Source organism: Geobacillus zalihae (genome assembly GCF_030414215.1).
GTDB classification, from domain to species: Bacteria; Bacillota; Bacilli; order Bacillales; family Anoxybacillaceae; genus Geobacillus; species Geobacillus zalihae.
Map to the genome: position 1 here is coordinate 3,055,312 of NZ_CP129217.1, position 13,225 is coordinate 3,068,536.

Here is a 13,225-nt window from a genome sequence, read left to right on the forward strand (position 1 = left end):
GTTATTTGACAATCAACGATTTCCCGGTCATTTCGTTCGGCTGCGGCAGGCCGAGCAAATCAAGCATCGTCGGCGCCAAATCGCCTAAGATGCCGCCGTCTCTCAGCTTGATGCCTTTTTTCGTCACGATGACCGGCACCGGATTGGTTGTATGCGCCGTTTGCGGCTTGCCGTCCGGCGTCAGCACTTCATCGGCGTTGCCGTGGTCGGCGGTGATGATGGCGATGCCGCCTTTGGCCAAAATGGCGTCGACGACTTTGCCGAGGCATTCGTCCACGGCTTCCACCGCCTTGATCGTCGGCTCAAGCTTGCCCGAGTGGCCGACCATATCCGGGTTGGCGTAGTTCAAGATGATCGCGTCGTACTTATCGGCTTCAATTTCCTTGAGGAGCGCATCGGTCACTTCATAGGCGCTCATTTCCGGCTTTAAGTCGTACGTCGCCACTTTCGGCGAGTTGATCAAAATCCGGTCTTCGCCTGGAAATTTCTCTTCGCGGCCGCCGCTCATAAAAAACGTCACGTGCGGATATTTTTCGGTCTCGGCGATGCGCAGTTGGCGCAGTCCGTGCTGCGACAGCACTTCCCCGAGCGTGTTGTCAAGGTTTGTCGGCTTGAACGCCACGTACCCTTTCACCGTTTCGCTGAAATGGGTCAAGCAGACAAAGAACAAATGCTTCGGATGTTTCGGGCCGCGGTCAAACTCGCGGAAATCTTCGTTCGTAAACGTGTTTGAAATTTGAATCGCCCGGTCCGGGCGGAAATTATAGAAGATAATCGCGTCATTGTCTTGAATCGTCGCCACCGGCCGACCGTCTTCGCGGACGATGACCGACGGCAGGACGAATTCGTCGTAAATGCCATGCTTGTATGAGTCTTCAATGCATTCAAGTGGATCGCGGTACGTCGGGCCTTCGCCGTATACCATGGCCCGATACGCCTTTTCGACGCGGTCCCACCGCTTGTCGCGGTCCATCGAGTAGTAGCGGCCCGATAACGTCGCGATTTCGCCGACCCCGTATTCCTTGATTTTTTCCTGCAGTTCTTTGATGTATTGCGGAGCCGTTTGCGGGCCGACGTCGCGGCCGTCCAAAAAGCCGTGGATGTACACACGCTTCACGCCTTCTTTCGCCGCTAAGCGCAAGAGGGCGTACAAATGGTGAATATGGCTGTGCACCCCGCCGTCAGAAAGCAAACCGAACAAATGAAGGCTCGTTCCGTGCTGCTTCACATGGTTCATCGCCGCCAAAAACGTTTCATTCCGGTCAAACTCGCCTTCGCGAATGGCAATGTTGACCCGCGTTAAGCTTTGGTACACAATGCGCCCGGCGCCGATGTTGAGATGGCCGACTTCCGAGTTGCCCATCTGCCCTTCCGGAAGCCCGACCGCCTCGCCGCACGCCTTGAGCGTTGTGTGCGGGTATTCGTTCCAATAGCGGTCAAAGTTCGGTTTGTTCGCCTGAGCGACCGCATTGCCGTACGTTTCGTCGCGCAGCGCAAACCCGTCCAAAATGATGAGCGCAACCGGTCGTTTACTCATGGCGCCCCGCCTCCACCAATTGCAAGAATGAAGCCGGCTCGAGGCTCGCCCCGCCGACTAAGGCGCCGTCGATCTGTTCTTGCGCCAAGAAGTCGCGGATGTTGTCCGGTTTGACGCTGCCGCCGTATTGGATGCGGATCGCTTCCGCCGCCTCCGGGCCAAACAGGCGCGAAACAACCGAACGGATATGGCCGCACACTTCGTTCGCATCTTCCGCCGTCGACGATTTGCCCGTGCCGATCGCCCAAATCGGCTCGTAAGCGATGACCGCTTGCTTCACTTGTTCCGGCGTCAAGCCGGCGAGCGCTTTTTCCACTTGCGAGGCGACAACGGCGTTCGTCTGCCCCGCTTCCCGCTCCTCAAGCGATTCGCCGCAGCAAACGATCGGCGTCAAGCCGCGGGTGAAAGCGGCCAATACTTTTTTGTTCACCGTCTCATCCGTTTCCGCAAACATCTGCCGGCGCTCCGAATGGCCGAGAATGACGTACGTCACGCCGAGGTCTTTCAGCATGACCGGGCTCACTTCGCCTGTGTACGCCCCTTGGTCGGCAAAGTGCATGTTTTGCGCCCCGATTTGCAAATCGGTGCCGTTTGTATTTTGCACCAACCGATCCAAAAACAAAAACGGCGCGCAAACAACGGAATCCACTTCGTCAGCCGGCGGCACGTGCCCTTTTACGTCCTCGACAAATTGAACCGCTTCCGCCAATGTTTTATGCATTTTCCAGTTGCCTGCAATGATGCGTTTTCTCATCGTTCACCCTTCCTTTCAATGGGCGGCGTCAGCCGCCATGCGCCAAATCCGGCGCCGTGGGTCATTTGTCTTCGAGCGCGACGACACCCGGCAGCTGTTTTCCTTCCATAAACTCAAGCGACGCGCCGCCGCCCGTGGAAATATGATCCATTTTGTCGGCCAAGCCGAATTTCTCAACCGCCGCCGCCGAATCCCCGCCGCCGATGACCGAATAGGTGTCGGGCGCTTCCGCCAATGCTTCAGCGATCGCTCTCGTCCCGTGCGCGAACGCGTCCATTTCAAAGACGCCCATCGGGCCGTTCCAGACAACGAGCTTCGACTCGCGAATGACATCGCGGTACAATTCGCGCGTTTTCGGGCCGATGTCAAGCGCCTCCCAATCGGCTGGAATCGCGTCAATCGGCACGACTTTCGTGTTGGCGTCGTTCGCAAACCGGTCGGCGACGACCACGTCCACCGGCATATAAAAACGGACGCCTTTTTCTTTTGCTTTTTCCATAAACGATTTCGCCAGTTCGATTTTATCTTCTTCAAGCAGCGACTTGCCGACATCATGCCCAAGCGCTTTGACGAACGTGTACGCCAGTCCGCCGCCGATGATCAAGTTGTCGACTTTTTCAAGCAAATTGTCGATGACGCCGATTTTGTCTTTCACTTTCGCACCGCCGATGATCGCTGTAAACGGGCGGTCCGGATTCGAAAGCGCCTTGCCAAGCACTTCGAGTTCTTTTTCCATCAAAAATCCGGCCACCGCCGGCAAGTAATGGGCGATGCCTTCCGTCGACGCATGGGCGCGATGGGCAGCGCCGAACGCATCGTTGACATATAGATCCGCAAGCTCCGCAAACGCTTTGGCGAGCTCGAGATCATTTTTCTCTTCGCCCGGATAGAAGCGGACGTTCTCAAGCAAGAGCACATCGCCTTCGTTCAAACGGTCGACCGCCGCCTTCACCTCATCGCCGATCGCTTCATTCGTTTTCACGACCGGGCGTTCAAGCAGCTCGCCGAGCCGCTTGGCAACGGCATCCAAACGCAATTCTTCGACCACTTTTCCTTTCGGGCGGCCGAGGTGGCTCGCCAAAATGACTTTCGCCCCGTGCTCGATCAAATAGCGGATCGTCGGGAGTGCGGCGCGAATGCGTGTGTCATCAGTGATCGCGCCTTCTTCCATCGGCACGTTGAAATCAACGCGGCAGAAGACGCGCTTCCCTTTGACATCAACGTCGCGAACCGTCTTCTTGTTCATCGTTCCAGCCCCCTTCAACGATGGTGTTGGAAAAGGAAAAGGAGTGGGGATCATTTCCCCGCTCCCCTCCATTTTCCTATTATAGACTTGAACAGGCGGAAAACTCAATGCCGAGCCCGTCTTACAGCCCTTTCGACGCGATGTACGCCGCCAAGTCGACGACGCGGTGCGAATAGCCGGTTTCGTTGTCATACCACGAAACGACTTTCACCATTTTGCCCTCAATGACCATGGTCGAGAGCGCATCGATCGTCGACGAAGCCGGATTGCCGTTGTAGTCGCGCGAGACGAGCGGTTCTTCGCTGTAAGCCAAGATGCCTTTCAATTCGCCTTCGGCCGCCGCTTTCAATGCGGCATTCACCTCTTCGACCGTCACTTCTTTTTCCAGCTCCGCCACCAAGTCAACAACGGATACGTTCGGCGTCGGCACGCGCATCGCCATGCCGTTCAACTTTCCTTTCAATTCCGGCAAAACGAGCGCGACCGCTTTCGCCGCCCCGGTCGTCGTCGGAATGATCGATTCGGCCGCGGCGCGGGCCCGGCGCAAATCTTTGTGCGGCAAGTCCAAAATTTGTTGGTCGTTCGTGTACGAATGAACGGTCGTCATCATGCCGCGGACGATGCCGAATTGTTCATGCAGCACTTTGGCAAACGGCGCCAAGCAGTTCGTCGTGCACGACGCGTTCGAGATAACATGGTGGCTTTTCGGGTCGTATTTGTCTTGGTTGACGCCCATGACGATCGTAATGTCTTCGTTTTTCGCCGGGGCGGAAATGATCACTTTTTTCGCGCCGGCTTCCAAATGCTTCGCCGCATCTTCGCGTTTCGTGAAGCGGCCGGTCGATTCGACGACGATGTCAACGCCGATTTCGCCCCACGCCAAGTTGGCCGGGTCGCGTTCCGCTTTGACGATGATTTCTTTGCCGTTGACGACCAAGTTGTTGCCGTTGACGGACACTTCGGCATCCAGCTGGCCGTGAACGGAGTCATACTTCAACAAATGCGCAAGCGTGTTGGCATCCGTTAAATCGTTCACCGCCACCACTTCAATGTTCGGATTTTTCAATGCCGCGCGGAACACATTGCGCCCAATGCGGCCAAATCCGTTGATCCCAACTTTTACTGTCATCGTGTTTTCCTCCTTAACTTTGCTGCTGAATAGTATCGGCAAGGGAAGTTATTCCCCTACTAACGCTTTGGCGGCACCTTCGTCGGTGACGAGCAGTGAATGCGGCGCCCGCTTCATATAGGCGCGAATGGCTTTCGCCTTCGATGCCCCTCCGGCGACGGCGATGACGTGTTCGACATGCGGGAGATGCTCAAGTTGAATGCCGACCGTTTTCACCTTATGGACGACATCGCCCTGCTCATTGAAATAATAGCCGAACGCCTCGGCGACGGCATGGCGGGCGATGATGTTTTCCATCTCCGAAGGCGGCGTCCGCCGCCGTTTCGCCATCGTCACCGCTTCCCCGATGCCATGGACGACCATGCGGCACGATTGGATGAGCTCCAGCACTTCCTTCACGGCTGGCTCTTCGACGAGCGACGCATACGCTTCGTCGCTCAGCTGGTCGGGCACATGGAGAAGCCGATAACGACCGGCTGCTTTTTCCGCCATTTTGGCGCAAATCGTGTTCGCCTGGTTCTCGACATCTTCGCCAAGGCCGCCGCGCGCTGGAACGAACAGCACACCGCTCAGCTGTGGGTCCGGCGTCATCATCTCCGCGACCGCCGCCATCGTCGTCCCACCGGCCACCGCGACAACGTCCCCCGGCTGAAGCCGCTCTTTCATGCGGGCGACGCACGCTCTTCCCATTTCTTTTTTTACCCAAGGAAACCGGTCGCTATCCCCGGCAACGACGACGACGCGCCCGACACGGAGCCGTTCTTTGAGCGCCGCTTCCAATTCCTTGAGCCCAAGCGCTTCCCGCATCAAATCGTGGAGCGTATACAGCAGCGCTTGGCCTTCTTCCGTCAGCCTCATGCCCGATACATCGGCGGAAAGCAAGTTTTGCCCTTTCAAAAACTCTGTTTCCGACCGCAGCACCCGCTCGCTCATGCCAAGGCTGGCAGCCAGCACCCGCCGCCCGACCGGCGCCATAAGCGAAATGGAGTGCAAAATCTCGTACCGTTTTTGCATAACGTCAAGCAAGTCGGGCGATAATTTTTTTAATGCCTCTACTAACGGTTGCATCGATCCTTCCCCTTAGCAGAACATAGGGACGTTTTTTGTCCCAGTATGACATATTATGTCCCGCCAATCGATAAAAAATTCCTCCCGCGCCATTTTCATTATAGCAGGAGGAATTGAGCCGTTCAACTGTTTCGCACTTGCCGCAACCGCTTTCTCACCATTTCTTTTTCAATCATCCCATACCCGATTTCTTCCCCGTCAAGCTCGACGACCGGAATCATCAACTGATATTTCTCGAGAAGCGCGTCGTCTTCATAAATATCGATCTCTTCCATCGTAAACCGATAGTCTGCCTGCAGCTCCGTCAAAACCGCTTTCGCTTTGTCGCAAAGCGGACAGTTCGTCTTCGTGTACAACCGGATGTGCATCGCGTTCTTCCTTTCTTTCACCGGTCGCATCAAGCTCCGGTGTATTGCTTTCGTTTCGCCGAAGAAGGAATGCGCAGCTGCTCGCGGTATTTGGCGACCGTGCGGCGGGAAATGGCGATGCCGTAGCGGCCATGAAGCAAATTGGCCAGCTGTTGGTCAGAAAGCGGCGCCTGTCGGTCTTCCGCCGCGATCAGCTCTTGGATGATCGCTTTCACTTGAGCGGAGGAAGCCGCCTCGATCGTTTCCTTGGCCGTCGCGGCGTTCGAAAAGAAGCGGCGCAGCTCGATCGTGCCAAACGGCGTTTGCACATATTTATGACGCACCGCACGGCTTACCGTCGATTCATGGACGCCGAGCTCCTCGGCCACCTCGCGCATCGTCATCGGTTTAAGCGCCGCAAGACCGAACTCCAAACACGGACGCTGGCGCTCGACAATGACCGCCATGAGCCGAAGAAGCGTCTGTTTTCGCTGCTCTAGGCTTTTTGCAAGCCATGTAAACTGCCGATATTTTTCTTTGATAAACTGTTCGGCATGCCGATCGCTCGATGCGGCGATGCGCCGCTCGTACTCCCGATTCCATCCGAGCTCCGGATGGATGTCATCGTTGTAGGCGACAATCCAGTCTCCATCCCCTTTGCGGGTGACGATGACATCCGGCACGACCAAAGGCGGGGTTTCGCTCGAATAGTGAATGCCCGGCCGTGGCTCGAGTGAACGAATAAGCTCGAAGACGCGCTGCAGTTCGCCAAGGCTGACGCCAAGCTGTTTGGAGAGCGTTTTCCACGATTTTTCCGCAAAAGGAATAAAATGATCACGAACGATCGTTTCCGCCAGCTCGTCGCGCTCCGGAAGACGTTCCAGCTGCAAAAGAAGGCATTCCGCCAAATCGCGGGCGCCGACTCCCGGCGGGTCAAGCGACTGCACAAGGCGCAACCCCCATTCCATTTCTTGGATCGATGTGGAAAACCGCTCCGCCAGCTCGGCAAGCGGCACGCGCAAATAGCCATCCTCATCGAGCGAGGCAATGAGATAACGGACGATGCGCTCTTCCCGATCACCGAGCTTTAACGCAGGCAGCTGAGAAAGCAAATGGCCAACAAGCGTCTCTGCGCGGGCGCCAATGTTCTCGAGCCATTGCTTTTGGTCTCTTTCTGTCCGGCTTGGCCGTTGCCGCACCCGGGTGCGGCGAATTTCCAAAAACGGGTTTTCCAGCGACTGTTCATATAAAAACGCTTCCAAATCCACTGCAGAATATTGCAACAGTTCAATCGCCTGCACAAGTTCCTTTGTCAGCGACAACTGCAGCCGCTGCTCTTGCCATAACTCCGCCCTCATCGTCACGCCTCCCTTTCTTTTATTGTACACGACGGGAGCGGGAGGGGGTAGGAGAAATTTTTGACGGCGGAAAGCGGCCTTGTCGACCGCCCGAACCGGCGCCTGTTCAGACGAAAAAACCCAATGCCCCGCCCGAGCCCTTGATTTGGGAACCCTCTCGAGGAAAGCGGCGCGTCCGCTGCTGATCTAAAAGAAAAACAGCCTCCTAGGCGGCTGTTTTGCCTCGGCAGGATTATAACCATATACCAAGTATATGTTTTTTAACCTAAGGGTCTTTATTCCTTCCCATTTCCTCCTCACCGCCCCGCGCACTCGTTTATACGTATCGCGCCGGACCCCATGATCTCCATCCAGTCGCCCCAGGTCATTCCGTCCTTTTTCTTCATGTGGTTTAGCTTTTGTTATCGTTCAATACCTCGTGCAACTTCTACACGTGTATCACCTCACCTAAATAAAAAACGCCGCCCAATCGGGTGACGCAACGGAAGGAGGATTCGGTTTGCACCTTTCACTTATTAGTGGCATTTACACGACAAAAAACAAAAAACTGTAGTCTGGATGAAGAAAGAGCGCTTCCAGATACTCCGTGGCGCCATACGCTTTGTCTGCGGACAAGGTCCGAATCGTGATCGACGGTTGGCGAAACCGAATCGAAGCCAGCTGCTCCAAACTCGTTTCCCGTTCCGCCATATTGTCACTACTCTGCAAACGTACTCGCATATTTTAGATGAGATGGAACAAAAAGAATCCCGGCAGGTCGATCTCGCGATGGCGGAACTGGATCGTACCAAATAGCCGTGCAAAATTCGTGCAAAATTTTTTCGGATTCTATCGTTTTTTTCGGGATTCCCCAAAAATGAAAAACGACCGCAAACGCGGTCGTATCAAGGAGTCTAGGAATTCCGATCCGAACAGGTCGGATACAAGTAGCGCCCTCGGCAGGATTCGAACCCACGCTAAGAGAACCGGAATCTCTCGTGCTATCCACTACACTACGAGGGCATGGAAGTTCATGATTTCTCTATTTCGTTCCGTCGCATGTTCTATTATAGCAGGATCGCGCAAAAATGCAAGAGGAAAAATGCCATCAAAAGCAGGAAAAATTGCACCTTTGTTCCTTCCCCCATCAACGGGGCAACAGGTTAAAAAAACGAAAAAGCGGTTATGATGAAAAAAGGGATGTTTGCCGCCAGCCGCGAATATGTTATAAAGAATGGGGAAGGTCGTTTTGTTTGACCTTCATTGACCATTCGTGTATGATTAAGGCGTACATATTGATCCATTAGGATGGAAAAGGAGGCGTTTTTGATGTATTTGATTCCGACTGTCATCGAACAGACGAACCGCGGGGAGCGGGCGTACGACATTTATTCGCGCTTATTGAAAGACCGAATCGTGTTCCTTGGCAGCCCGATCGACGACCAAGTGGCCAACTCGATCGTGTCGCAGCTGCTGTTTTTGGCGGCGGAAGACCCGGACAAAGATATTTCCTTGTACATCAACAGCCCGGGCGGCTCGATCACAGCTGGCCTGGCGATTTACGACACGATGCAGTTCATCAAACCGGACGTATCGACGATTTGCATCGGCATGGCCGCTTCCATGGGGGCGTTTTTGCTTGCCGCCGGTGCGAAAGGGAAACGGTTCGCGCTTCCAAACAGTGAAATCATGATCCACCAACCGCTCGGCGGCGCCCAAGGGCAAGCAACGGAAATCGAAATCGCAGCGAAGCGCATTTTGTTCTTGCGCGACAAATTGAACCGCATTTTATCGGAAAACACCGGCCAACCGATCGAAGTGATCGAGCGCGATACGGACCGCGACAACTTTATGACCGCGCAAAAAGCAATGGAATACGGCATCATTGACCGCGTGCTGACGCGCGCTGATGAAAAATAAGGCATGCACACGTTGGCAGAACCGCTATAGAGCTGCGCCTGCACCGACATTGACGAAAAAAGGCTGCTTCCGACAAAAACGGAGCAGCCTTTTCCATTCCTTTCCCCGCCAGCCCCACACGCTGCTTTACTTTTCCTTTTGCACATAGGCGGCGAGCTTTTCGATCGCTTCTTGCTCATCCGGACCGTCGGCAATGAGCGTGATCACCGCTCCATGGCCGATGGCGAGGCTCATCAAGCCCATAATGCTTTTCGCGTTGACCCGTTTTCCGTCTTTTTCCAAAAACACATCAGCGGAAAAACGGTTCGCTTCTTGGACAAACAACGCCGCCGGGCGCGCCTGCAGCCCGGTTTTTAATTTCACTTCCACTTGTTTTTCCACCATTCTCCATCTCCCCTTTACAGCGATTTATGGAAATCGACCGGCTTTCCAGCCCGCAGCCGCTCCGCGATCTCATCAATTTTGCGCAGCCGGTGGTTGATGCCGGATTTGCTGATTTTTCCACCGGCAACCATCTCCCCGAGCTCTTTCAGCGTCACGTCTTGATGCTCGATGCGAAGTTTCGCGATTTCCCGCAGCTTGGCCGGCAGTGAATCAAGGCCGATCGTCTCGTCGATGTAGCGGATGTTCTCCACCTGGCGAAGCGCAGCGCCGATCGTTTTGTTCAAATTGGCGGTTTCGCAATTGACAAGCCGGTTGACCGAGTTGCGCATATCGCGGACGATGCGAATGTCCTCAAAGCGGAGCAGCGCTTGATGGGCGCCGATGATGTTCAAAAACTCGGCGATTTTTTCCGCCTCTTTTAAATACGTAATAAACCCCTTTTTCCGTTCCAACGTTTTCGCATTTAAAAAAAAGTGGCTGTTCATCAATTCGCATAACGCCCGGTTATGCTCCTCATACAGCGAAAAAATCTCCAAATGGTAAGACGACGTCTCCGGGTTGTTGACCGAACCGCCAGCCAAAAACGCGCCGCGCAAATACGAGCGCTTGCAGCATTTTTTCTTGACGAGCTCCGGGGAAATGTCATGGATGAGCGAAAAATCGCCGTTGACAATGTGAAGTTCACGAAGCAAAGAGGCCGCACCGTCGGTCACGCGGACGATGTAGACGTTGTTTTTTTTCAAGCGCATTTTCTTGCGGACAAACAGCTCGACGGCGACATCGTAGCCCTTTTTCAATAACGTATAAATGCGCCGAGCGATCGCCGCATTTTCCGTCTGGACATCGATGGCCATTCGCCCGCCGGAAAACGACAGTGAACCGTTCATGCGCAAAAGCGCCGACAGCTCCGCGCGCAAGCAGCAAGGCTTCACCTCTAAATGGGTCAATTCCTTTTTCGTTTCCGATGCAAAAGACACGATCGCTCCACCTCCATTCGTTCCCCGCATCCGGCCGGTTGGAGGTGCCTGACTTTCGGCGCGGCCACCGGGAGCATCACCGCCCATAATGGCGCTTTGCGGCCTACTCGGGTCCCGCCTTTAACGGTGAGGGAGAAGCCCGAGAAGAAGGGCGGCGACTTTCGCCGTATTATGGCGAATGACCCCATCCTCGTACGTGACAATATCGTCGCGGATGACTTGCAACGAAAGCCCGCTGCTGTCGTCACGCACCGGCTCGGCCCGCTCCGCCTCGTAGCGGCGGCGGATCGCTTCCGGGATCGCTCCGCTGTTGATGATCACCGCGTCCAAAAACGGGCCGCCAAGATGAGCATGAAGCGCCTCCACATGGTCGCTCACCGTATAGTGCGGCGTCTCGCCGGCCTGAGTCATAATGTTGCATATATATACTTTTTTCGCCTTCGCCTTGCATACTTCCTGCCCGATTTTCGGCACGAGCAAATTCGGCAAGATGCTTGTGTATAGGCTGCCCGGCCCGATGACAATCAAATCGGCGCGGCGGATGGCATCAACCGTCTCCGGCAGCGGCTCAATGTCTTCCGGCGTTAAAAACACCCTCTTAATTTTTTTTCCCGCACTCGGGATTTTTGACTCGCCAGAGACAATGGAACCATCTTCCATCTCCGCGTGCAATACGACGCTCTTGTTCGCCGCCGGCAGAACCTGGCCGCGCACGTTCAACACTTTGCTCATCTCACGGATCGCTTTCACAAAGTCGCCGGTGATCGATGTGAGCGCCGCCAAAATCAAATTGCCGAGCGAATGGCCGGATAAGCCGTTGCCGTTTTGAAAACGGTGCTGGAACAGCTCGACAATGAGCGGTTCGACGTCAGACAGCGCGGCCAATACGTTGCGGACATCCCCGGGCGGCGGAATGTGCAGTTCATCCCGCAGCCGCCCGGAACTTCCGCCGTCATCGGCGACCGTGACAATGGCGGTCAAATCCAATTCATGCTGCTTCAGCCCCCTCAGCAGCACGGGAAGCCCGGTGCCGCCGCCGATGACGACCAGTTTCGCTGCTCGTTCGTTCCTCATCGGTGTATGTCCTTTCTCCTCTCCATGTCCCGGTGCGAGACAACAGTTTTATAGTCGGCCGAAAAATGGCGGGCGATATATTCTGCGAGCGCCACCGAACGGTGCTGGCCGCCCGTGCAGCCGATGGCGATCACCAGCTGGCTTTTTCCTTCTCGCTGGTAATACGGCAACATAAACGACAACAAATCAATGAGCTTTTCCAAAAACTTTTGCGTTTCCCCCCACTTGAGCACGTAGGACGATACGTCGTCATCCAACCCGGTTTTCGGCCGCATATGTTCAATGTAATGCGGGTTCGGCAAAAAGCGGACGTCAAACACCAAATCCGCATCAATCGGAATGCCGTACTTAAACCCAAACGACATGACGTTGATGGTAAACCCGGATTGAGCATGCGATGAGAACTGGCGGATGATTTTCTCCCGCAGCTCGCGCGGCTTGAGCCCCGTCGTATCGTAAATGATCTGCGCCCGTCCTTTCAGTTCTTCGAGCAGCTTCCGCTCCAAACGGATTCCTTCAAGCGGGGGCTCGTTCGGCGCAAGCGGATGCGTCCGCCGCGTTTCTTTGTAGCGGGCCACCAATGTCGAATCTTGGGCGTCCAAAAACAACACCTGGGGGACGACCCATGCCTGCTCAGCCAACTCATCGAGCGCAGCGAACAAATGATCGAAAAAGTCGCGGCTGCGCAAATCCATGACAAGGGCGACTTTGTTCATTTTATTCCCGGATTCTTTGACGAGCTCCAAAAATTTCGGCAGCAGCGTCGGCGGCAAGTTGTCAATACAAAAAAAGCCGAGGTCTTCGAAGCTTTGAATCGCCACCGTCTTTCCCGCGCCGGACATGCCGGTGATGATGACGAGCTGAATCGGCTGCAGCGCCCCATTTTGCCCCATTGTCGTCTCTCCTCTCCATCAACTCGGATCCAATCGATACGAAAGCAGTTCAAACTCCTCTGTATACACAAACACCCCGTACATAACCCCTTTGCCTTTCAAGGCGTAGTCCAAAATATGATAGTCGCCAGGGGCCATCGGCAGCGTCGAAAGCGTCTCCACCTGATGCCAAGCAAGCGTCCCTTCTTCGGAAGACGGCACGTTTTCGCCAATGAAGTCGTCGGCGAAAAACGTAAACATCATCCACTCCGACACTGTTTCATTCCCATTTTTCATCACGATCGTAAAGACGCCTTTCAGCTCTGGATTTTTCAAATAAATGCCCGTCTCTTCCCGGTATTCACGAATGCATGCTTCACGCACCGTCTCGCCGGGCTCCATTTTCCCGCCCGGAGCGACCCACCAGCCGCGCCTCGGCTTTTGCAACAGCAGCACTTGGCCGTCTTTATATAATACGCAGTTTGTCACCCGTTGCAATTCGTTCACCCCAACCATCCGCAAACACGCACATAATCATCTTTATTTTACCATAAATAGTTAGGCCGCTCCACCTTCAAAC

Annotated in this window: 14 protein-coding genes and 1 tRNA gene; 1 reads left to right on the plus strand and 14 read right to left on the minus strand. The window is 54.9% G+C overall.

Annotated features, from left to right (window positions below; all coding sequences use genetic code 11):
* Position 1 precedes the first annotated feature (1 nt).
* The 9 genes from gpmI to QWV57_RS15530 form a co-directional block, all read right to left on the minus strand.
* Complete coding sequence (gene gpmI, locus QWV57_RS15490) at positions 2 to 1,537, minus strand: 2,3-bisphosphoglycerate-independent phosphoglycerate mutase (protein ID WP_060788253.1); 1,536 nt, start codon at positions 1,535 to 1,537, stop codon at positions 2 to 4.
* Positions 1,530 to 2,291 carry a triose-phosphate isomerase gene (tpiA, locus tag QWV57_RS15495; protein ID WP_020756339.1) on the minus strand — a complete coding sequence of 254 codons (762 nt, stop codon included), beginning with the start codon at positions 2,289 to 2,291 and terminating at the stop codon, positions 1,530 to 1,532. Before tpiA ends, gpmI begins: the two co-directional genes overlap by 8 nt.
* A gap of 61 nt (positions 2,292 to 2,352) precedes the next feature.
* Positions 2,353 to 3,537 (minus strand): phosphoglycerate kinase, encoded by a 1,185-nt coding sequence (locus tag QWV57_RS15500; RefSeq protein ID WP_033006439.1) that lies wholly within the window; start codon positions 3,535 to 3,537, stop codon positions 2,353 to 2,355.
* A 121-nt stretch (positions 3,538 to 3,658) separates the two neighbouring features.
* Positions 3,659 to 4,666 carry a type I glyceraldehyde-3-phosphate dehydrogenase gene (gap, locus tag QWV57_RS15505; RefSeq protein WP_033006441.1) on the minus strand — a complete coding sequence of 336 codons (1,008 nt, stop codon included), beginning with the start codon at positions 4,664 to 4,666 and terminating at the stop codon, positions 3,659 to 3,661.
* Positions 4,667 to 4,714: 48 nt separating this feature from the next.
* A complete protein-coding gene (locus QWV57_RS15510) occupies positions 4,715 to 5,734 on the minus strand; it encodes a sugar-binding transcriptional regulator (RefSeq protein WP_020756342.1) in 1,020 nt (339 codons plus the stop codon).
* 122 nt (positions 5,735 to 5,856) lie between these two features.
* Positions 5,857 to 6,102 carry a glutaredoxin family protein gene (locus tag QWV57_RS15515; RefSeq protein ID WP_033006443.1) on the minus strand — a complete coding sequence of 82 codons (246 nt, stop codon included), beginning with the start codon at positions 6,100 to 6,102 and terminating at the stop codon, positions 5,857 to 5,859.
* 29 nt (positions 6,103 to 6,131) lie between these two features.
* Positions 6,132 to 7,439, minus strand: coding sequence for an RNA polymerase factor sigma-54 (rpoN, locus tag QWV57_RS15520; protein ID WP_033006444.1), 1,308 nt, complete (start codon positions 7,437 to 7,439; stop codon positions 6,132 to 6,134).
* Positions 7,440 to 7,964: 525 nt separating this feature from the next.
* A complete protein-coding gene (locus QWV57_RS15525) occupies positions 7,965 to 8,129 on the minus strand; it encodes a hypothetical protein (protein WP_015375785.1) in 165 nt (54 codons plus the stop codon).
* A gap of 240 nt (positions 8,130 to 8,369) precedes the next feature.
* Positions 8,370 to 8,441: transfer RNA gene (locus QWV57_RS15530), tRNA-Arg, on the minus strand.
* Positions 8,442 to 8,747: 306 nt separating this feature from the next.
* On the opposite strand from QWV57_RS15530, the gene clpP reads away from it, so the two are divergent.
* A complete protein-coding gene (gene clpP, locus QWV57_RS15535) occupies positions 8,748 to 9,338 on the plus strand; it encodes an ATP-dependent Clp endopeptidase proteolytic subunit ClpP (protein ID WP_011232532.1) in 591 nt (196 codons plus the stop codon).
* 126 nt (positions 9,339 to 9,464) lie between these two features.
* Here clpP and QWV57_RS15540 read toward each other — a convergent pair whose 3' ends face one another.
* The 5 genes from QWV57_RS15540 to QWV57_RS15560 form a co-directional block, all read right to left on the minus strand.
* Positions 9,465 to 9,722, minus strand: a complete 258-nt coding sequence (locus QWV57_RS15540) for an HPr family phosphocarrier protein (RefSeq protein WP_011232533.1) — start codon at positions 9,720 to 9,722, stop codon at positions 9,465 to 9,467.
* A gap of 14 nt (positions 9,723 to 9,736) precedes the next feature.
* The gene (gene whiA / locus QWV57_RS15545) at positions 9,737 to 10,699 is read right to left on the minus strand and encodes a DNA-binding protein WhiA (protein ID WP_011232534.1); all 963 of its coding nucleotides are present in this window, start codon (positions 10,697 to 10,699) and stop codon (positions 9,737 to 9,739) included.
* A 120-nt stretch (positions 10,700 to 10,819) separates the two neighbouring features.
* On the minus strand, positions 10,820 to 11,773 hold the full coding sequence (locus QWV57_RS15550; RefSeq protein ID WP_013146373.1) for a gluconeogenesis factor YvcK family protein: 954 nt from the start codon (positions 11,771 to 11,773) through the stop codon (positions 10,820 to 10,822).
* Positions 11,770 to 12,666 carry an RNase adapter RapZ gene (gene rapZ, locus QWV57_RS15555; protein WP_013146374.1) on the minus strand — a complete coding sequence of 299 codons (897 nt, stop codon included), beginning with the start codon at positions 12,664 to 12,666 and terminating at the stop codon, positions 11,770 to 11,772. Before rapZ ends, QWV57_RS15550 begins: the two co-directional genes overlap by 4 nt.
* Before the next feature lie 18 nt (positions 12,667 to 12,684).
* A complete protein-coding gene (locus QWV57_RS15560; RefSeq protein ID WP_014196721.1) occupies positions 12,685 to 13,161 on the minus strand; it encodes an NUDIX hydrolase in 477 nt (158 codons plus the stop codon).
* Positions 13,162 to 13,225: the final 64 nt, after the last annotated feature.

Coding starts and splice junctions, on each gene's coding strand:
- QWV57_RS15560 (WP_014196721.1), bottom strand. CDS start 13,161: ATGGTTGGGGTGAACGAATTGCAACGGGTGACAAACTGCGTATTATAT.
- QWV57_RS15540 (WP_011232533.1), bottom strand. CDS start 9,722: ATGGTGGAAAAACAAGTGGAAGTGAAATTAAAAACCGGGCTGCAGGCG.
- gap (WP_033006441.1), bottom strand. CDS start 4,666: ATGACAGTAAAAGTTGGGATCAACGGATTTGGCCGCATTGGGCGCAAT.
- clpP (WP_011232532.1), top strand. CDS start 8,748: ATGTATTTGATTCCGACTGTCATCGAACAGACGAACCGCGGGGAGCGG.
- rpoN (WP_033006444.1), bottom strand. CDS start 7,439: ATGAGGGCGGAGTTATGGCAAGAGCAGCGGCTGCAGTTGTCGCTGACA.
- QWV57_RS15515 (WP_033006443.1), bottom strand. CDS start 6,102: ATGCACATCCGGTTGTACACGAAGACGAACTGTCCGCTTTGCGACAAA.
- QWV57_RS15550 (WP_013146373.1), bottom strand. CDS start 11,773: ATGAGGAACGAACGAGCAGCGAAACTGGTCGTCATCGGCGGCGGCACC.
- tpiA (WP_020756339.1), bottom strand. CDS start 2,291: ATGAGAAAACGCATCATTGCAGGCAACTGGAAAATGCATAAAACATTG.
- QWV57_RS15525 (WP_015375785.1), bottom strand. CDS start 8,129: ATGGCGGAACGGGAAACGAGTTTGGAGCAGCTGGCTTCGATTCGGTTT.
- QWV57_RS15510 (WP_020756342.1), bottom strand. CDS start 5,734: ATGCAACCGTTAGTAGAGGCATTAAAAAAATTATCGCCCGACTTGCTT.
- gpmI (WP_060788253.1), bottom strand. CDS start 1,537: ATGAGTAAACGACCGGTTGCGCTCATCATTTTGGACGGGTTTGCGCTG.
- rapZ (WP_013146374.1), bottom strand. CDS start 12,666: ATGGGGCAAAATGGGGCGCTGCAGCCGATTCAGCTCGTCATCATCACC.
- QWV57_RS15500 (WP_033006439.1), bottom strand. CDS start 3,537: ATGAACAAGAAGACGGTTCGCGACGTTGATGTCAAAGGGAAGCGCGTC.